The sequence below is a fragment of the Pseudomonas sp. PA-6-3C genome, assembly GCF_021605825.1.
Lineage (GTDB): Bacteria > Pseudomonadota > Gammaproteobacteria > Pseudomonadales > Pseudomonadaceae > Aquipseudomonas > Aquipseudomonas edaphica.
Genome location: NZ_WKDV01000072.1, coordinates 1 through 18,374 on the forward strand (window position 1 = coordinate 1; position 18,374 = coordinate 18,374).

The 18,374-nt window shown below is 60.6% G+C and carries 17 protein-coding genes; 5 read left to right on the forward strand and 12 right to left on the reverse strand.

The genetic code is table 11. The annotated features are described in order from the left end of the window. Positions 1–320: 320 nt before the first annotated feature. The 7 genes from tauD to GIW48_RS28740 form a co-directional block, all read right to left on the reverse strand. Positions 321–1,157 carry a taurine dioxygenase gene (gene tauD, locus GIW48_RS28710; RefSeq protein ID WP_236460978.1) on the reverse strand — a complete coding sequence of 279 codons (837 nt, stop codon included), beginning with the start codon at positions 1,155–1,157 and terminating at the stop codon, positions 321–323. Positions 1,158–1,168: 11 nt separating this feature from the next. Next, entirely contained in the window at positions 1,169–2,005 is an 837-nt protein-coding gene (gene tauC / locus GIW48_RS28715) for a taurine ABC transporter permease TauC (RefSeq protein ID WP_236460977.1), read from the reverse strand. Further along, entirely contained in the window at positions 2,002–2,781 is a 780-nt protein-coding gene (gene tauB / locus GIW48_RS28720; protein WP_017135361.1) for a taurine ABC transporter ATP-binding subunit, read from the reverse strand. The genes tauC and tauB overlap by 4 nt, the downstream gene beginning before the upstream one ends. Positions 2,782–2,799: 18 nt before the next feature. After that, positions 2,800–3,777 carry a taurine ABC transporter substrate-binding protein gene (tauA, locus tag GIW48_RS28725; RefSeq protein ID WP_017135362.1) on the reverse strand — a complete coding sequence of 326 codons (978 nt, stop codon included), beginning with the start codon at positions 3,775–3,777 and terminating at the stop codon, positions 2,800–2,802. Positions 3,778–4,035: 258 nt separating this feature from the next. Then, on the reverse strand, positions 4,036–5,619 hold the full coding sequence (gene gshA, locus GIW48_RS28730; protein WP_017135363.1) for a glutamate--cysteine ligase: 1,584 nt from the start codon (positions 5,617–5,619) through the stop codon (positions 4,036–4,038). A gap of 214 nt (positions 5,620–5,833) precedes the next feature. Continuing rightward, on the reverse strand, positions 5,834–6,217 hold the full coding sequence (locus GIW48_RS28735) for a PaaI family thioesterase (protein WP_236460976.1): 384 nt from the start codon (positions 6,215–6,217) through the stop codon (positions 5,834–5,836). Further along, complete coding sequence (locus tag GIW48_RS28740; RefSeq protein WP_169986660.1) at positions 6,217–8,544, reverse strand: Tex family protein; 2,328 nt, start codon at positions 8,542–8,544, stop codon at positions 6,217–6,219. The genes GIW48_RS28735 and GIW48_RS28740 overlap by 1 nt, the downstream gene beginning before the upstream one ends. A 357-nt stretch (positions 8,545–8,901) precedes the next feature. Here GIW48_RS28740 and ompR point away from each other — a divergent pair, with 357 nt between their 5' ends. Beyond that, positions 8,902–9,642, forward strand: a complete 741-nt coding sequence (gene ompR / locus GIW48_RS28745) for an osmolarity response regulator transcription factor OmpR (RefSeq protein ID WP_017135366.1) — start codon at positions 8,902–8,904, stop codon at positions 9,640–9,642. A 117-nt stretch (positions 9,643–9,759) separates the two neighbouring features. Continuing rightward, a complete protein-coding gene (locus GIW48_RS28750) occupies positions 9,760–11,073 on the forward strand; it encodes an ATP-binding protein (RefSeq protein WP_017135367.1) in 1,314 nt (437 codons plus the stop codon). 140 nt (positions 11,074–11,213) lie between these two features. Here GIW48_RS28750 and rimK read toward each other — a convergent pair whose 3' ends face one another. Continuing rightward, on the reverse strand, positions 11,214–12,119 hold the full coding sequence (gene rimK, locus GIW48_RS28755) for a 30S ribosomal protein S6--L-glutamate ligase (RefSeq protein WP_003171022.1): 906 nt from the start codon (positions 12,117–12,119) through the stop codon (positions 11,214–11,216). Next, a complete protein-coding gene (rimB, locus tag GIW48_RS28760; RefSeq protein ID WP_005783815.1) occupies positions 12,116–12,598 on the reverse strand; it encodes a retropepsin-like aspartic endopeptidase RimB in 483 nt (160 codons plus the stop codon). The genes rimK and rimB overlap by 4 nt, the downstream gene beginning before the upstream one ends. Positions 12,599–12,895: 297 nt before the next feature. Here rimB and GIW48_RS28765 point away from each other — a divergent pair, with 297 nt between their 5' ends. After that, entirely contained in the window at positions 12,896–13,303 is a 408-nt protein-coding gene (locus GIW48_RS28765) for an RNA-binding S4 domain-containing protein (protein WP_017135369.1), read from the forward strand. 76 nt (positions 13,304–13,379) lie between these two features. Here GIW48_RS28765 and GIW48_RS28770 read toward each other — a convergent pair whose 3' ends face one another. Continuing rightward, the gene (locus GIW48_RS28770) at positions 13,380–14,183 is read right to left on the reverse strand and encodes a phosphatase PAP2 family protein (RefSeq protein WP_236460975.1); all 804 of its coding nucleotides are present in this window, start codon (positions 14,181–14,183) and stop codon (positions 13,380–13,382) included. Positions 14,184–14,287: 104 nt separating this feature from the next. Between GIW48_RS28770 and hslO the strand changes: the two genes are divergently transcribed. After that, entirely contained in the window at positions 14,288–15,190 is a 903-nt protein-coding gene (hslO, locus tag GIW48_RS28775; RefSeq protein ID WP_017135371.1) for an Hsp33 family molecular chaperone HslO, read from the forward strand. A 179-nt stretch (positions 15,191–15,369) separates the two neighbouring features. Next, complete coding sequence (locus GIW48_RS28780; RefSeq protein WP_017135372.1) at positions 15,370–16,911, forward strand: phosphoenolpyruvate carboxykinase; 1,542 nt, start codon at positions 15,370–15,372, stop codon at positions 16,909–16,911. Positions 16,912–16,967: 56 nt separating this feature from the next. Here GIW48_RS28780 and GIW48_RS28785 read toward each other — a convergent pair whose 3' ends face one another. Both GIW48_RS28785 and GIW48_RS28790 read right to left on the reverse strand, forming a co-directional pair. After that, positions 16,968–17,831 carry a DMT family transporter gene (locus GIW48_RS28785; RefSeq protein WP_236460972.1) on the reverse strand — a complete coding sequence of 288 codons (864 nt, stop codon included), beginning with the start codon at positions 17,829–17,831 and terminating at the stop codon, positions 16,968–16,970. 158 nt (positions 17,832–17,989) lie between these two features. Then, the gene (locus tag GIW48_RS28790) at positions 17,990–18,346 is read right to left on the reverse strand and encodes a DUF1493 family protein (protein WP_017135374.1); all 357 of its coding nucleotides are present in this window, start codon (positions 18,344–18,346) and stop codon (positions 17,990–17,992) included. Positions 18,347–18,374: the final 28 nt, after the last annotated feature.

Sequence of the window (18,374 nt, forward strand, 5' to 3'; positions counted from 1 at the left end):
AGCCAGCTCCCACATTTTGAGCTTCAGTGTGGCAAATTCATTCGGCAGTACGCGGTCAATGTGGGAGCCGGGCTTGCCCGCGAAGGCGGTGTGTCAGTCGATTAAGTTGTGGCTGGTCCACCGCTATCGCAGGCAAGCCAGCTCCCACATTTTGATCTTCAGTGTGGCAAATTCATTCGGCAGTACGCGGTCAATGTGGGAGCCGGGCTTGCCCGCGATGGCTGTGTGTCAGTCGATGAATGTATGGGCTGGTCCGCCGCTATCGCAGGCAAGCCAGCTCCCACATTTTGACCTTCATTGATGCAGAGGCTGTGCCTGGTTTAGAAGGGGACGTCGCCCAGGATTGTGGCGCGATGCATCACGCGCCGGTGCGGACGGTAGTCATCCACGGCGTAGTGCTGGGTCACGCGGTTGTCCCAGAACGCCACGTCGTTCTCCTGCCAGCGCCAGCGAATGGTGAATTCCGGCCGTGTTGCGTGGGCAAACAGCAGCTTGAGTATGGCCTCGCTTTCCACCGGCTCCAGCTCGTTGATTTTGGTGGTGAAGCCGTCACTGACAAACAGCGACTTACGCCCGCTGACCGGATGCGTGCGCACCACCGGGTGTGACAGGGGTGGATTCTTCTTGCGGGTCTCTTCCCAGCGCGCCAGGTCTTCGGCGGTGTTGCCAAAGCGCTCCAGCGGGAAGGATTTGGTGAAATCATGAGTCGCCGTGAGGCCGTCGAGCAGGCGCTTGAAGGGTTCCGACAGGGCTTCATACGCCGCAATGCCACTGGCCCACAACGTGTCGCCACCAAAGGCCGGCAGCAGCTTGGCGCTGAGCACCGCGCCGAGCGCCGGCGTCGGCAGGAAGGTCACGTCGGTGTGCCATACGGCGTTGTCGCGCACGTCAGTCACGGCAGTGTCGAGGATCAGCACTTCGGGCTGCTCCGGCACGTTGGGGTAGATCGGGTGAATATGCAGGTCGCCAAAATTTGCCGCAAACCGCGCCTGTTGCTGCGGCGTGACGGCTTGGCCACGGAAGAACAGCACCGAGTGGCTGAGCAGCGCCTGCTCAATGGCGTCACGTTCTTGGAGGCTCAACGGTTGGGTGATATCGACGCCACTGATCAGGGCGCCCAGGGCGGTGCTTATTGGCGTAACGGTCAGGCTGCTCATGCGGTTCTCACTCAATGTGCCTGGCCATGCCAAGGCACTAATTTGCGCTGCAGGGCACGCAGGCCCATTTCCATGGCGAAGGCAATCAGGGCGATCACCAGAATCCCCAGCACCACCACGTCGGTGACCAGGAACTGCGCCGCCGACTGCACCATAAAGCCCAGGCCGCTGGTGGCGGCGATCAGCTCGGCGGCAACCAGGGTCGACCAACCCACACCCAGGCCGATGCGCACGCCGGTAAGGATGTCGGGCAGCGCGCTCGGCAGGATCACATGGCGAATCAACTGGGCGCGGGTGGCGCCCAACGACTGCGCGGCACGCAGTTTGGCCGGGTCGACCGTGCGCACGCCGGTCGCGGTGGCGATGGCGATAGGCGCAAAGATCGCCAGGTAAATCAGCAATACCTTGGACAGCTCACCGATGCCGCACCAGATCACGATCAGCGGCAGGTAAGCCAGGGGCGGAATCGGCCGATAGAACTCGATCAGCGGGTCGAGGATGCCACGGGCAATGCGGTTGGCACCGATGGCAATCCCCACCGGCACGGCGGTCAGTACCGCAAAGCCCAGGCCCAGGCCGATGCGCGTGAGGCTCGCGCCCAGGTGCTGCCACAAGGTGGAATCCATATAGCCGGTGGTCGCCAGCAGCCAGCCTTTTTGCAGCACGGCGGAAGGTGGCGGCAGGAACAACGGTTCGATCACGCCAGTGGCGGTGACGGCCCACCAGATTGCCAGCAAGGCGACCAGGGTGAGTACGCTGATCCAACGTGTACTCAGGCTGCGACGTACTGGAATGACCTTGTGCGTTACCGGCTTGGCGGCCGTGGCGGGAAGTTCGTAGCTGCTCATGCAGGCACCTGCCGTTGCGAGAACACTTTGCCCAGCACGTGTTCACGGGTTTCGATAAAGCGCGGGTCGGACTTGATCGCCCGCGCCGATTCACCGGCGGCGTAGCGTTGACCGAAGTCCAGGTGCAGGCGCTCGACGATCTGGCCTGGGTTGGGCGCCAGCAGGATCAGGTCGGTGGCGAGAAATACCGCTTCTTCGATGTCATGGGTAATCAGGAACACCGGCTTGGCCGTGCGCCGCCAGACTTGCAGGAGCAACTCCTGCATCTGTTCGCGGGTGAAGGCATCGAGGGCGCCGAAAGGCTCGTCCATCAGCAGCACGCGAGGGTCAGCCGCCAGCGCGCGGGCCAGGCCGACACGCTGTTTCTGGCCACCGGAAAGCTGCCAGATACGGCGGCTGTCGAAACCGGCCAAATCGACGAGTGCGAGCATTTCCCGGGCGCGCACTTCGCGTTGTGCCTTGGGCACACCGGCCAGTTCCAGGCCGAAGCCGACGTTGGCCAGCACGTCCTGCCAGGGCAGCAGAGCGTCGTCCTGGAACACCACGCCGCGTTCGGCGCTCGGGCCTTTGACCGGCACGCCATCGAGGGTGATGCGCCCGGCAGAAGGTTCGACGAAGCCGGCAATCAGGTTCAACAGCGAAGTCTTGCCACTGCCGGACGGGCCGAGGGCCACCAGCAATTGCTGAGGCCCAAGGTCGAGTGAGATATCGGACAGTACCGGTTCTGTGGCGCCTGGGTACTGTGCGCTGATGCGCTCCAGTTGTAGCAAGGCCATCGCGATGAACTCCTTGAATCAGTTAGTGATGAACTTGGCGCTGACGTAAGGGGCGTAGTCCGGCAGCACGGCGTCGACTTTGCCTTGTTCCTTGAGGAACGCGGCGGTGTCGGTCACAGCCTTGGTGGTCGGTGCGCCCAGCAGGGTTACTTGGTCAGCGGCCAGTGGGTAGACGTTGCCTTGCAGCAGCAGTGGGATATCACTGGCCTTGGCGCCGGAGAGCTTCACCAGCTTGTCGACGTTGCCTTTGTCGGCCAGCCAGGCCTGTGGGTCTTTGCGGTAGGCGGCGTAGGCGTCCAGGGTGACTTTGGCGAAGGCCGTGACGATTTCCGGGTGTTTTTCGGCGAAGTCTTTGCGCACGATCCAGGCATCGAAGGTGGGCGCGCCGAACTTGGCCAGCTCGCCGGAAGTGATCAGCACTTTGCCGTTTTCCTTGGCAACGCCCAGGGCCGGGTCCCACACGTATGTCGCGTCGATATCACCGCGCTTCCACGCCGCAATGATTGCCGGTGGTGCGAGGTTGAGGATGGTCACTTTGGAAGGGTCGATGTTCCAGTGTTTCAGCGCGGCCAACAGGCTGTAGTGGCCGGTAGACACGAAAGGCACGGCAATCTTTTTGCCGACCAGGTCCTGTGGGCTGTTGATCCCCGAACCATTGCGCGCTACCAGCGCTTCGGCGCCGCCGATCTGGGTGGCGACCAGGAAGGTTTCAACGGGTACTTTGCGCGTTACCGCAGCGGTCAGCGGGCTGGAACCGAGGTAGCCGATCTGGACGTCGCCGGAAGCAATGGCGGCGATGATGTCGGCGCCATTGTCGAATTTGCGCCAGTCGATCCTGGCGTTGGTAGCTTTTTCATACGCACCGTCGGCCTGGGCGACTTTCGCCGGGTCTACGGTGGTCTGGTAGGCGATGGTCACATCTGCCGCCTGGGCAAACAGGCTGGCACCGGCCAGGGACAATGCGGCCAAGAGGCGCAATGGGGTAAGCAGTTTCAAGGGGAAGCTCCTCAATCAGGCGGCCGAGGGTCGGCGCGTGAGGAGACTAAATGATCTAAGAACTCGAAAATAAATAACATTTTCGAATTAGCTTATGAGGAGAAGAGTGAGCGCAATCTTCAACCCAATGAAGGCAAATGTGGGAGCTGGCTTGCCTGCGATAGCATCACCTGGGTATCACTGATACACCGAGGTGTTTGCATCGCAGGCAAGCCAGCTCCCACACAAACCAGGTCCCACAGGAGATGGCGTGATGCTTTAGTTACTGATCGCCAGAATGCTTGCCTGGTACGAGCCGACAAACACGTCAAAGTCGCCCACTTCGTTTTGCTCAAGCTCCACCTGCTGAGCCAGCGACTTACGTGCCAACTCTTCAAAGCGTGCCTGCTCCTCGGCTGGTAAAGGCTCCTGGCGGAAGTGCGCGGCGTGCACCTCGCTCTGATGCAGGGAGAATTGCGCAAAGCTCTCTTTGCGCTCGGCCATCGCTGCCAGCACTTGGGCCGACGGCGTCAGGGACGAGTCCTTGACCTTCGCCAACTGAGCGTCCAGCGCCTGGCTGTGCTCGGTGATGCCATGGCTCTCATCCAGCAAGGCCGCCAGCGGGGCGATCTTCTCCAGCAGCTCGGTGGCCCATTCCTTCATGTCCACCGCCTGGCCTTCACGCTGCAATTGCAGGCCTGGGCGACGGCCTTCCTTGACCACACTGAGGAAGTTGGAGGTGGCATTGCCACACTCGTTGTTGGCGAACAGCGGGCTGTCGTTCAACGCGCAGTACAGCAGGAACGCATCAAGGAAACGCGACTCCGGCAGGTCGATGCCCATCGGCAGGAACGGGTTGATGTCCAGGCAGCGCACTTCGATGTACTGGATGCCACGGGCCATCAGCGCCTGGATCGGCCGCTCGCCGGTGTAGGTCACGCGCTTGGGGCGGATGTTGGAGTAGTACTCGTTTTCGATCTGCAGGATGTTGGTGTTGAGCTGCACCCATTCACCATCCTTATGGGTGCCGATTTCGACGTAAGGCGCGTAGGGCGTTGCCACCGCTTCGCGCAGGCTGTCGGTGTAGCTGTTCAAGTCGTTGTAGCACGGCGTCAGCCCAGCCTGAGCGTTGCTCTGGTAACCCAGGTCGCTCATGCGCAGGCTGGTGGCGTACGGCAAGTACAGCGTGTCGGCGTCCAGCACTTCAAGTTGGTGCGAACGACCGCGCAGGAAGCCCGCGTCCAGGGCCGGTGAAGCACCAAACAGGTACATCAGCAGCCAGCTGTAGCGGCGGAAGTTACGGATCAGCGCGATGTAGGCGGTGGACTGGTAGTCGCGGTCGGTGCCGACGAAGCCTTCAGTCTCCTTGAGCAACGGCCACAGCTGTTCCGGCAGGGAAAAGTTGTAGTGGATGCCAGCGATGCACTGCATGGTCTTGCCGTAACGCAGGGCCAGGCCCTTGCGGTACACGTACTTGAGCTGGCCGATATTGGAGGTGCCGTAGTAGGCGATCGGAATATCTTCCTCGGCCGGCAACGGGCACGGCATCGAAGGGCTCCACAGGTACTCGCTGCCGAGCTTGCTGTAGGCAAACCGATGGATCTTGTCCAGGCTGCTCAGGGTGTCGGCCGGGTTGGGCAGGGCGGGAGTGATGAACTCCAGCAGCGATTCCGAGTAGTCGGTGGTGATCAATTCATTGGTCAACGCGGCGCCCAGGGCTTCTGGATGCGGCGTTTGTGCCAGGCGACCCTCACCGGTGACGCGTAGGCATTCACGCTCGATGCCGTGCAAGCATTGCTCTAGCAGGGAGAGGTGTTCGCGCTTGCCGAGCAGGGCCAGGCGGCGGTTGAGAAGTTCGCTCAAGTTGGATTCCTTCACGCGTCAGTCGCCCCAATATGGGGGTGGGCAGGACGGTCTACAAGGGTGAAGTTGAAACTGGCGTTATCGCCTGGTTTAGAGTCGATTTGGCTCACATTGAAAAAGCCTACTTCACTCCATGAATTGGGCTATAGCGCAGCAAGAAAATTCCGACGCTGTTGTCGCAGCGCCGAAATTAACTCAAATCGAGGGCGGGGAGCTAGAGGACAGCGAAGGTGCCTTGTGCTTTTGCGACAAGTCTTTCGCCTTGATACACATCGGCTTCGACCACCAATGTGCGTCTGCCGGCGTGAATCACCCGGCTGGTGCACAGCACATCACCGTCTTCGACGGCGCGGATATAGTTGATCTTGCACTCGATGGTCGCGCTCTGCTGGTCAAATCCATGGGCGCTGGAACAGGCCAGCCCCATGGTGATGTCGACCAGGCTGAAAATCGCCCCGCCATGGAGCTTGCCCGCGCGGTTGCGCAGTTGCGGCTCCAGGGTCAGGGCCACCTCGGCAACGCCCTCGTCCAGGCGTTGCAGGCGGCAGCCGATCAGTTCGCTGAACGCGCTCTGGGTCAAACCGGCCGGGGTTTCCATCAGCGTTTCTTCAACTGCTTGGCGTTGGCAAACAGCGACGCCATCGCGTTGTTGCTCGGCGCGGCCGTGGCGGTGGGCTCTTTACGCGGCGCGTTCCCCTGGGATTGGCGCGGGGCCGAGCCTGGGCGTGCACCACGGGCGCCGTCGATTTTCTCGCCTGGGGTGTCGCTCATGCGCATCGACAGACCCACGCGTTTGCGCGGGATATCGACTTCCATGACCTTGACCTTGACCACGTCACCGGCTTTTACCGCTTCGCGTGGATCCTTGATGAACTTCTCCGAAAGCGCAGAGATGTGCACCAAACCGTCCTGATGCACGCCGATATCCACAAAGGCGCCAAAGTTGGTCACGTTGGTGACCACGCCTTCGAGGATCATGCCCGGCTGCAGGTCCTTGAGGTCTTCAACACCGTCCTGGAACTCGGCGGTCTTGAACTCGGGACGCGGGTCGCGGCCAGGTTTTTCCAGCTCTTGCAGGATGTCGGTGATGGTCGGCACACCGAAGGTTTCGTCGGTGTACTTCTTCGGGTCCAGGCGCTTGAGGAACGCGGCGTCACCGATCAGCGAACGGATATCGCGGTCGGTCTCGGCGGCAATACGCTGCACCAGCGGGTAGGCTTCCGGGTGAACCGCAGACGAGTCCAGCGGGTTATCGCCGTTCATGACCCGTAGGAAGCCGGCGGCCTGTTCAAAGGTTTTTTCGCCCAGGCGTGCGACTTTCTTCAGCGCAGCGCGGGTTTTGAACGCACCGTTTTCGTCGCGGTGGGTGACGATGTTCTGCGCCAGGGTGGTGTTAAGCCCGGAAATACGCGCCAGCAGCGCGACCGAGGCGGTGTTTACATCCACGCCCACCTTGTTCACGCAATCTTCCACCACCGCATCCAGGCCGCGCGCCAGTTTCAGCTGCGACACGTCGTGCTGGTACTGGCCGACACCAATGGATTTAGGGTCGATCTTCACCAGCTCTGCCAGCGGGTCCTGCAGGCGGCGAGCAATGGAGACGGCGCCACGGATCGACACGTCGAGGTCCGGGAATTCCTTGGAAGCCAGTTCCGACGCCGAGTACACCGAAGCGCCGGCCTCGGAAACCATGACCTTGGTCATCTTCATGGCGGGGTATTTTTTGATCAGCTCGGCGGCCAGCTTGTCGGTTTCACGGCTGGCGGTGCCATTGCCGATGGCGATCAGGTCCACGGCGTGCTTGGCGCACAGGGCGGCCAGGATGGCGAGGGTCTGGTCCCACTTGTTGTGCGGCACGTGCGGGTACACGGTGGCGTGGTCCAGCAGCTTGCCGGTGGAGTCGACCACCGCAACCTTGCAGCCGGTACGCAAGCCCGGGTCGAGGCCCAACGTGGCGCGCGGGCCGGCCGGTGCGGCCAGCAGCAGGTCGTGCAGGTTGTGGGCGAACACGTTGATCGCCTCGGTTTCGGCGCCGTCGCGCAACTCGCCGAGCAGGTCGGTTTCCAGGTGGGTGTAGAGCTTGACCTTCCAGGTCCAGCGCACGACTTCACCGAGCCACTTGTCCGCAGGACGGTTCTGATTCTGGATGCCGAATTGTTGCCCGATCATGCCTTCGCACGGGTGCATGGTGCCCGGCAATTCGTCGCCGACTTTCAGCGCCGAGCTGAGAATGCCCTCGTTGCGACCCCGGAAAATCGCCAGTGCCCGGTGCGACGGCATGCTCTTGAGCGGCTCGTCGTGCTCGAAATAATCGCGGAATTTGGCGCCTTCTTCCTCTTTGCCGGCGATAACGCGAGCACTGAGAATGGCTTCCTGCTTGAGGTAGGTGCGCAGTTTTTCCAGCAGGCCGGCGTTTTCAGCGAAACGCTCCATGAGGATGTACTTGGCACCTTCGAGGGCGGCCTTGACGTCGGCGACGCCTTTTTCGGCATCGATAAAGCGCGCGGCTTCGGCTTCCGGGGCCAGCGACGGGTCGTTGAACAGGCCGTCGGCCAGCTCGCCCAAACCGGCTTCCAGGGCGATCTGGCCCTTGGTGCGGCGCTTCTGTTTGTACGGCAGGTAAAGGTCTTCGAGGCGGGTCTTGGTGTCGGCGAGCTTGATGTCGCGTTCCAGTTGCGGGGTCAACTTGCCCTGTTCCTCGATGCTGGCGAGGATGCTGATGCGCCGTTCGTCGAGTTCTCGCAGGTAGCGCAGGCGCTCTTCCAGGTGACGCAATTGGGTGTCGTCGAGGCTGCCGGTCACTTCTTTACGGTAACGGGCGATGAAAGGCACCGTGGAGCCTTCATCCAGTAGCGCGACGGCCGCTTCGACCTGTTGTGGGCGTACACCGAGTTCCTCGGCAATGCGGCTGTTGATGCTGTCCATAAAACCACCTGAAATTCTTGAAAGCAGCTCGCAGACCCGGAAAACAAGGCGTTGCGAGGCTGGTTGAGCGGCGCCAGCGGCACCGCTGCCTGGGTCAAAAGGCTGCCTATTGACCCTCGAAATCGGGAAATTGCTGCCCCGCGCTGAAAAAACGGCTGAGGCTGCAAACAGTAAAGTCTGACAGTGCCCTGCGTGAAGGCGCCGCATTATAACCAGCGTTCTGCCCTTGGGGGGTACTGCGCCGGTGGTTGTAGGACGCGGGTTCGCTGGCGGTGGAGGAAAAATCTGCTAACAATGCACACGGTGCGTATAACGGCAGCTACGCCATAATGCGCGCCGAGATAAGAGGAGCATCTAATGAGCAGCACTGCACAAACTGCTGAAGGCGAAAAAATTCTCATCGTTGACGACGATCCGGGGCTGAGCAGCCTGCTGGAACGTTTTTTCAACTCCAAGGGCTACCGTGCCCGCGCGGTGCCGAACACCGAACAGATGGACCGCCTGTTGGGGCGCGAAGTGTTCAACCTGGTCGTACTCGACCTGATGCTGCCCGGCGAAGACGGCCTTACCGCCTGCAAGCGCCTGCGCGGTGCGAACAACCAGATCCCCATCATCATGCTGACCGCCAAGGGCGATGAGCTGAGCCGCATCAAGGGCCTGGAACTGGGCGCTGATGACTACCTGGCCAAGCCGTTCAACCCTGACGAGTTGATGGCCCGGGTCAAGGCCGTATTGCGTCGCCAGGCACCGCCGGTACCGGGCGCGCCAGGCAGCGAAGACGAGAGCGTCACCTTTGGCGAATACGAGCTGTCACTGGCGACCCGCGAACTCAAGCGTGGCGAAGAAGTGCACATGCTGACCACCGGCGAGTTCGCCGTGCTCAAGGCATTGGTGATGAATGCTCGCCAGCCGTTGACCCGCGACAAGCTGATGAACCTGGCCCGTGGCCGCGAATGGGACGCCCTGGAGCGCTCCATCGACGTGCAGATCTCGCGTCTGCGCCGGATGATCGAGCCGGACCCGGCCAAGCCGCGGTACATCCAGACGGTGTGGGGCGTGGGTTATGTGTTTGTGCCGGATGGCACTGCAACCAAGTGACCGATGACTTGCAGGGGCGGGCATCCCGGCGTTTGACTCCATGAGGGTCGACGGGATGCCCGGCGTCTGCAATTCTGCGAGCGCCGCTCGTTCCTGCAAGGTGTTTAGCTGTCTCCTATGAAAACCCCGTTGTGGTTCCCGCAAAGTTTCTTCTCTCGCACCCTTTGGCTGGTGCTGATCGTCGTTCTGTTTTCCAAGGCGCTCACGCTGGTTTATCTATTGATGAACGAAGACGTGCTGGTAGACAGGCAGTACAGCCACGGTGTCGCCCTGACACTGCGTGCCTACTGGGCCGTTGACCCTGAAAACCGCGAAAAGGTAGCAAAGGCTTCGACGCTGATTCGAGTCGACGGCGCTGGTGTGCCCGAAGGTGAGCAGCATTGGCCTTACAGCGAGATTTATCAGCGTCAGATGCAGGCTGAGCTGGGAGAGGACACCGAGGTGCGCCTGCGCATGCATGTTTCACCTGCACTCTGGGTCAGGGCTCCGAGTCTGGGAGATGCCTGGATCAAGGTGCCCCTTTACCCCCATCCGCTGCGCGGGCAAAAAATCTGGAACGTGTTGGGCTGGTTCCTGGCCATCGGTTTACTTTCAACCGCGTCCGCGTGGATTTTCGTCCGACAGCTCAACCAACCGCTTAAACGCCTGGTGTTTGCCGCCCGCCAACTCGGGCAGGGGCGCAGTGTGCGCCTGCCGATCAGCGATACGCCCAGTGAGATGACCGAGGTGTACGGTGCCTTCAACCAGATGGCGGAGGATGTCGAACAGGCCGGGCGCGAACGCGAGCTGATGCTGGCGGGCGTGTCCCATGACTTGCGCACGCCGCTCACGCGTTTGCGGCTGTCCCTGGAGTTGATGGGCAACCATAACGACCTGACCGACGACATGGTGCGCGACATCGAGGACATGGACGCGATTCTCGATCAGTTCCTGGCGTTTATCCGCGATGGCCGTGATGAGGTGGTGGAGGAAGTCGACCTCACGGACCTGGTGCGTGAGGTGGTAGCGCCCTACAACCAGAATGGCGAACAGGTGCGCATGCGTCTGGAGCCGATCCAGCCGTTTGCATTGCGTCGGGTGTCGATGAAGCGCCTGCTGAACAACCTGATCGGCAACGCCTTGCATCACGCGGGTTCAGATGTGGAAGTGGCCGCCTATGTGTCCGGCGACAGCACGGCGCCCTATGTGGTGTTGAGCGTGATGGACCGTGGTACGGGCATCGACCCGGCGGAGCTGGAAGGTATTTTCAACCCATTCACCCGTGGCGACCGTGCGCGGGGCGGCAAGGGTACGGGGCTGGGGCTGGCGATTGTGCGGCGAATTGCTTCGATGCATGGCGGCAATGTTGAGCTGCGCAACCGCGAAGAAGGCGGCCTGGAAGCGCGGGTGCGCTTGCCGCTGGGCTTGATGCTGCCAAGGGATGCGGTCTAAAAAACAACATCAATCAAATGTGGGAGCTGGCTTGCCTGCGATAGCGGTGGGTCAGCAAACCATTCGTTGACTGATACACCTGCTATCGCAGGCAAGCCAGCTCCCACACTGTTTTGCGGTGTTTGGTAGGTTGAGCTTATTCAGCCCTTGCCCTTGGTCCGGGTCATATTCGGCCCACCATTCTTCTCCAGATGCTGAATGATGATCCCCGCCACATCCTTGCCGGTGGTGGTCTCGATCCCTTCCAGGCCCGGTGATGAATTCACCTCCATCACCAGCGGGCCGTGGTTGGAGCGCAGGATATCCACGCCCGCCACTGCCAGGCCCATCACTTTGGCGGCCCGCAGCGCGGTCATGCGCTCTTCCGGGGTGATCTTGATCAGGCTGGCACTGCCGCCACGGTGCAGGTTGGAGCGGAACTCACCTGGCTTGGCCTGGCGTTTCATGGCTGCGATCACCTTGTCGCCGACCACGAAGCAGCGAATATCCGCACCGCCGGCTTCCTTGATGTATTCCTGCACCATGATGTTCTGCTTGAGGCCCATGAACGCCTCGATCACCGACTCGGCGGCAGTCGCCGTCTCACACAGCACCACGCCGATACCTTGGGTACCTTCGAGCACCTTGATCACCAGCGGTGCGCCGTTGACCATCTCGATCAGGTCGGGGATGTCATCGGGGGAGTGGGCAAAGCCGGTCACCGGCAGGCCGATACCCCGGCGCGACAGCAATTGCAGGGAGCGCAGCTTGTCCCGCGAACGGGCGATGGCTACCGACTCATTGAGCGGGAACACGCCCATCATTTCAAACTGGCGCAACACCGCGCAGCCGTAGAACGTCACCGAAGCGCCGATCCGCGGGATCACCGCATCAAAGCCTTCCAGCGGTTTGCCCCGGTAGTGGATCTGCGGCTTGTGGCTGGCAATGTTCATATAGGCACGCAACGTGTCGATCACCACCATTTCATGGCCACGTTCGGTGCCGGCCTCGACCAGGCGGCGGGTGGAATACAGACGCGGGTTTCGCGACAGCACAGCAATCTTCATGCAGCACCTGGGGCAGAAATAGTAGAGACCGGGAACACCGGCTTGTCTTGAACGTACTTGACGCCGGGGTTGACCACCAACTGGCCGTCAATCAGCGCCTTGGAGCCCAGCAACAGGCGGTAACGCATGGCCTTGCGACAGGCCAGGGTGAATTCCACCCGCCATACTCGGTCACCCAGTGCCAGGGTGGTGCTGATTACATACCGCACCTGCGCATGGCCGTTGGAGCTCTTGATAGTTTTCATCGTCACCAGGGGCGCTTCGCAGCGACGATGACGCAGTTGCACCACGCTGCCCAGGTGCGCGGTAAAGCGCACCCACTTCTCACCGTCGCGCTCAAAGGGCTCGATATCGGTGGCATGCAGGCTCGAGGTACTGGCACCGGTGTCGATCTTCGCGCGCAGGCCAGCCACTCCCAGGTCGGGAAGGGCCACCCACTCGCGCAGACCCACAACGGTCAAATGGTCAAATGTCTTCAATATGGGTAACCGGTCATTCAGAAATACTTCGTAGTCGTCGAGGACAGTAACGTCCAACTGCGCATGGATTGTGACAATCCCCAAACTTCATCAAGGGCCAGGCGCCGAATTCGCGGTATTCACGCAGAATATCCGGCAAATGGCGACAGATATCGCTCCGGTGTTGGTAATCAGTGGGTGGAATGCAAAGTCCCGCAAAAAATCGGGTGTCTGGCGTATCTTAGGTGAGGCTTGGGATTTATGCGTTGAAGGGGTTCAACGGTAAAGTTGCGACATTTTTCAGAGCGAGGAATTCAAGTGGCTCAAAAGCAGGAAGAGGAAGAAAAGGTCCGTTTGGACAAGTGGTTGTGGGCGGCGCGTTTTTATAAAACCCGTGCCCTGGCCAAGGCGGCCATCGAAAGCGGCAAGGTGCACCATCGCGGCGAGCGCTGCAAGCCGGGCAAGGAACCGCGCGTCGGAGACGAGCTGCAGATTCGTACAGGTTTTGACGAAAAGACGGTTGTCGTCCAGGCGCTTTCCGTCGTGCGCCGTGGTGCTCCAGAAGCGCAGGCGCTTTACGCCGAGACCGAGGCCAGCATCGCCAAGCGCGAAAACGCGGCCGCTATGCGTAAGGCCGGCGCAACCGGCATGACCACCGACGGCAAGCCGAGCAAGAAGCAGCGTCGCGATTTGTTCAAGTTTCGCGGCAGTGGCAATGATGATTAATGACACGGATCTTCCTTCAAAAGGAGATCAAAAATGTGGGAGCTGGCAAGCCAGCTCCCACATTAGGGCTGCGGTGTTACGCGGCTATGCGCATGACACTCAACCGCCCGATGACTGGCAGCTTCCCGAGCAACCCGAAAACCGGCGCCGTCACCCGTATCAGCAACCCCGACACTTTCGCCGCAAACGGCGTGTAATACCCCCAACCCAGCGCCAGCAACGCCAGCAGCACTCCGCCGATGTAGTCGTCCTGGCCCCAATGTGCGCCCGCCACCAGCCGCGGCATCATGAACAACAATGCCAAGCCCCAGATCACCACTATTTGGGTGAAACGCTGGGCAAACACCGTCATGAACATGCCCCAGATCAGCAGCACCGACGCATGATCGCCCGGGAAGCTCTGGCTGGAACGATCCTTCAACTCCCAGGTTTTCTCCAGGCCCGGGAAATAATCGCTCATATGAATCGCGCCGCTGATCACCATCGACGGGCTGTTGTGCTGCCAGCCCATTTGCGCCGTGAGCTTGGAAAACAGCATACGGATAAACAGCAACAGCAGCAGAATGCTGAGGAAACCGAAGAATGCCTGTCGCACCTGAATGGCCTTGAACACCCAGTCGCCGCGAATCAGCAGTGCCAGCAAAATCACCCCAACCACGGCATCAAACGGTCGCAAACTGGCCACCGCCCACACATGCAACCATGTCGAATTGCTTGCCAATGGGTCATTAAGCAGATGAAACAGCCATTCGTCGAAAACCACACACAGCATCTGTCCCGTGGGCCACAGCCAAAAACACAGCAGCCCGATAGCGACTAGATTGCAAAAGGCCCACCCCCGGAGGTTCCACCTGGCTTGGAACAAACCCGGATTGTTCATAAACTGTCCCTCTTCGCTCTGTAAAAACGCACCAAAAAGGTGCCAAAGCGTTTAATTCTATAAACCTTGTAACCAATTTGTCATCAATTCAGATACCCAGACCTATGACTGATCTACCGGATACCGACTTCACCCAACGCTTCATCTTCGATGAGAACGACGCCCGCGGCGAACTGGTCTCGCTGGAGCGCAGCTATGCCGAAGTCCTTGCCAAGCACCCCTATCCGGAGCCGGTTGCGCAACTGCTCGGTGAGCTGATGGCGGCGGCCTCGCTGCTGGTAGGCACCATGAAGTTCGATGGTTTGCTGATCTTGCAGGCCCGTTCCGAAGGCCCGGTGCCGATGTTGATGATCGAGTGCTCGAGCGAGCGCGAAATCCGTGGCCTGGCCCGTTACGAAGCGGACCAGATCGCCCCGGACGCGACCTTGTCAGACCTGATGGCCAATGGCGTGCTGGCGATCACCGTCGACCCGACCGAAGGCCAGCGTTACCAGGGCATCGTCGACCTCGACGGCGAAACCCTATCGGACTGCTTTACCAACTATTTCGTGATGTCCCAGCAGGTCGGCACCAAATTCTGGCTCAACGCTGACGGCAAGCGCGCCCGTGGCCTGCTGCTTCAGCAATTGCCGGCTGACCGCATCAAGGACGACGATGAGCGCACCGACAGCTGGCGCAAACTGACCGCCCTGGCCGGCACCCTGACGGCTGAAGAACTGCTGGGCCTGGATAACGAAACCATCCTGCATCGCCTTTACCACGAAGAAGCCGTGCGCCTGTTCGACGCCCAGGGCCTGCGCTTCCGTTGCAGTTGTTCACGTGAGCGCTCGGCCAACGCCTTGGTTAGCCTGGGCCTGGAAGATGCGCAGCAATTGGTGGTGGAACATGGCGGCAATATCGAGATCGACTGCCAATTCTGCAACCAGCGCTACCTGTTCGATGCGGCCGATGTCGCCCAATTATTCGCCGGCGCAGGCATCGACACCCCCTCCGACACCCGCCACTAAAACGTTTAAGCACAGGTAAATCACCTGACAAACGCCGGATTAGCGCAGTTCTGACGGGAGGACCCTACTCTTTTTGGGCTTTTCTGGCATAATCCGGCCCACTTTTTTCGCGGTAGTAGTGCGCAACTTTCTACTACAAAACGTTTGGAGCACTCGGCCATAGGCCGACGGGGAACCTCATGACGCAAGCCAATAACGCCGTATACACCGATCTGAGTGTTGACGATCTGGTCAAAGAAGCCCTGCAGCGCGGTGAAGGCGTGCTTGCCGATACTGGCGCGCTGGTCGTAGAAACCGGTCACCGCACCGGTCGTTCGCCGGTTGACCGTTTCATCGTTGAAGAGCCTTCCACCCAGGACGCAATTGCCTGGGGCCCGATCAACCGCAAGTTCCCGGCCGACAAGTTCGATGCCCTGTGGGCTCGCGTCGAGGCATTCAACAACGCGCAAGAGCATTTCGTTTCCCATGTTCACGTAGGGGCTGCAGAAGACCACTACCTGGCCGTGAAAATGACCACCCAGACTGCCTGGCAGAACCTGTTCGGTCGTTGCCTGTTCATCAACCCGGCCCAGTACAACCCGGCCGGCCGTGATGAGTGGCAAGTGCTTAACGTCGCCAACTTCGAATGCGTGCCAGAGCGTGACGGCACCAACTCCGACGGTTGCGTGATCCTCAATTTCGCCCAGAAAAAAGTGCTGATCGCCGGCATGCGTTACGCCGGTGAAATGAAAAAAGCCATGTTCTCGGTGCAGAACTTCCTGCTGCCGGCCGCCGACGTGCTGCCAATGCACTGCGCCGCCAACATCGGCGAAGCCGGCGACGTGACTCTGTTCTTCGGTCTGTCGGGCACCGGTAAAACCACCCTGTCGGCTGACGAAAGCCGTTACCTGATCGGTGACGATGAACACGGCTGGGGCGAAGGCGTGGTGTTCAACATCGAAGGCGGTTGCTATGCCAAGTGCATCGACCTCTCCGAGAAGAACGAGCCGGTAATCTGGAAAGCCATCAAGCACGGCACCGTGCTTGAAAACGTGGTGATCGACGATGCCAAGCACGCCGACTACACCAACGTCAGCCTGACCCAGAACAGCCGCGCCGCCTACCCGCTGGAGCACGTTGCCAAGCGTTCCGAGAAGAACCTGGGCGGCGAGCCAAACGCTGTGATCTTCCTGACCTGTGACCTGACCGGCGTACTGCCGCCCGTCTCGATCCTCAGCGAAGAACAAGCGGCCTACCACTTCCTGTCCGGCTACACCGCTTTGGTGGGCTCGACCGAAATGGGTTCGGGCAGCGGCATCAAGTCGACCTTCTCCACCTGCTTCGGCGCGCCGTTCTTCCCACGCCCAGCCGGTGAGTATGCAGAACTGCTGATCAAGCGTGTGCGCGGCTTCGGCTCCAAGGTTTACCTGGTCAACACCGGCTGGACCGGCGGCGGCTACGGCGTCGGCAAGCGCTTCAACATCCCGACCACTCGCGGCGTGATCGCAGCGATCCAGAGCGGCGCGTTGATCGGTGCACAAACCGAACACCTCGACACCATCAACCTCGACGTGCCTTTGGCCGTACCGGGCGTTGATACCGGCCTGTTGAACCCGCGTAACACCTGGGCTGACAAGGCTGCCTACGACGAAGCGGCGAAAGCGCTGGCGGGTCTGTTCATCGAGAACTTCAAGAAGTTTGAAGTGAGCGATGCGATCAAGGCGGCCGGGCCTAAGTTGTAAGGTTCGGTTGTTGTGAAAAAGCCGCCCTCCGGGGCGGCTTTTTTGTGGGCGACAGGTTAGATGGCGATATGCAAAACCACGGCGCCGACCAGCACTAATGCAACGCCCAGCACCTGCACCGCCGACAACCGCTCCTTGAAAAACACATACCCCAGAATCGCCGCAATCCCGCCGGACAATGTACTGATCACCGTCACCACCGAAACCGAGCCCGCCATCGCGCCCCAGGAAAACGCCGAGAACCCGCCGAGGTTCATCAGGCTCGCACCGGTCAAGGTTGCGCAGTTTTTCAACGGCGGGATCTTCAGGCCGTCCTTGATCTTCAGCACCATCACCACCAGCACGCACAGGCCCACCAGGTAACCCAGCCACAACATGGTGATCGGCCCCAGCGCCGGCAGCGTGTAGCGACCTTGCAACCAGAAGCTGGTGCCGTACAGCAAGGCGGCGAGCATGGCGTAGGCGATGGACTGGCGCGGGTTGTTGTGGGGCGTGCCGTTGTCCTTGTGGATGCTGGACAGGATCACGCCGATTACGCACAGGCCGATGCAGCCGAGTTGGATCAGGTTGATGTGTTCGCCACTGGCCCAGGACAGCAGGGTGGTCACTACGCCGTAAGACGTTACCAAAGGCGCAACGATGGCGGCTTTGCCCAGGGCGAAGGCCTTGGACAGCGCCAGCGCGCCGGAGACGGTGAGCAGGGCGGCGGTGATGCCCAGGAGCCAGACGCTCAATGGGGCATTCAGAGATTTGAACAGGAAGGCCGGGAAGATCACCAGCAACAGCGTCATGATCAAAAAGCCAAGGGCTTGGCCGAAATACACCGCGCGTTTAACGCCCACGGCTCGGGCGTTGAGGCCCACGAGAAAGTCCGTGCCGCCCCAGAGCAGGGCGGCCAGCAGGCCCATTATTACGTCCATGTAAGGTCCTTGTTGTTGTGTCAGCAACTTCAGTGTGGGAGCCGGGCTTGTCGAATCGTCGCACCGCCGCGATGCAGGCGACTCGGTCTGTCAGTAATACCGAGGTGATGCCATCGCAGGCAAGCCAGCTCCCACACCGGTATTCGGTGGTCTTGGGATCAGCTCAAGTTTTCCAGGGTTTGCGTATCCCAACTATGGGTCTTGATCGCCAGGTAGAGCATGCCGATGGTCAGCGGCACCTTATCGCCCCGGCCCTTGGCGCGGCGCTTGAGGAACACATCGAACACCGGCGGTTTGAAGTAACGATAAGCATCGTAGTCGCCCAAGTCGAGGGCAAACTCTTGCTCCATCGCTTCCATCAATTGCTTGGCCTCGGCGCCGTCGCAGCCGAGCTCGAGGTTGATCGAGGTTTCGAGGCGCAGGGTCTTGTGCTTCGGCAGTCCGATTTCTTCGTGCAACAGTTGCAGAAGCTGCTGCATCACGGGGTCTTCGGGGAAGTTGGGGGCCAGGTTCATGGTGGGGGCACGCAGGAGTGGGTGAGGG

Excerpts from the sequence above, each read along its gene's own strand:
- tauB (WP_017135361.1), bottom strand. The coding sequence starts at position 2,781 with ATGGCCTTGCTACAACTGGAGCGCATCAGCGCACAGTACCCAGGCGCC.
- GIW48_RS28790 (WP_017135374.1), bottom strand. The coding sequence starts at position 18,346 with ATGAACCTGGCCCCCAACTTCCCCGAAGACCCCGTGATGCAGCAGCTT.
- GIW48_RS28740 (WP_169986660.1), bottom strand. The coding sequence starts at position 8,544 with ATGGACAGCATCAACAGCCGCATTGCCGAGGAACTCGGTGTACGCCCA.
- ompR (WP_017135366.1), top strand. The coding sequence starts at position 8,902 with ATGAGCAGCACTGCACAAACTGCTGAAGGCGAAAAAATTCTCATCGTT.
- tauD (WP_236460978.1), bottom strand. The coding sequence starts at position 1,157 with ATGAGCAGCCTGACCGTTACGCCAATAAGCACCGCCCTGGGCGCCCTG.
- hslO (WP_017135371.1), top strand. The coding sequence starts at position 14,288 with ATGACTGATCTACCGGATACCGACTTCACCCAACGCTTCATCTTCGAT.
- tauC (WP_236460977.1), bottom strand. The coding sequence starts at position 2,005 with ATGAGCAGCTACGAACTTCCCGCCACGGCCGCCAAGCCGGTAACGCAC.
- GIW48_RS28780 (WP_017135372.1), top strand. The coding sequence starts at position 15,370 with ATGACGCAAGCCAATAACGCCGTATACACCGATCTGAGTGTTGACGAT.
- GIW48_RS28750 (WP_017135367.1), top strand. The coding sequence starts at position 9,760 with ATGAAAACCCCGTTGTGGTTCCCGCAAAGTTTCTTCTCTCGCACCCTT.
- rimK (WP_003171022.1), bottom strand. The coding sequence starts at position 12,119 with ATGAAGATTGCTGTGCTGTCGCGAAACCCGCGTCTGTATTCCACCCGC.
- GIW48_RS28785 (WP_236460972.1), bottom strand. The coding sequence starts at position 17,831 with ATGGACGTAATAATGGGCCTGCTGGCCGCCCTGCTCTGGGGCGGCACG.
- GIW48_RS28735 (WP_236460976.1), bottom strand. The coding sequence starts at position 6,217 with ATGGAAACCCCGGCCGGTTTGACCCAGAGCGCGTTCAGCGAACTGATC.
- GIW48_RS28770 (WP_236460975.1), bottom strand. The coding sequence starts at position 14,183 with ATGAACAATCCGGGTTTGTTCCAAGCCAGGTGGAACCTCCGGGGGTGG.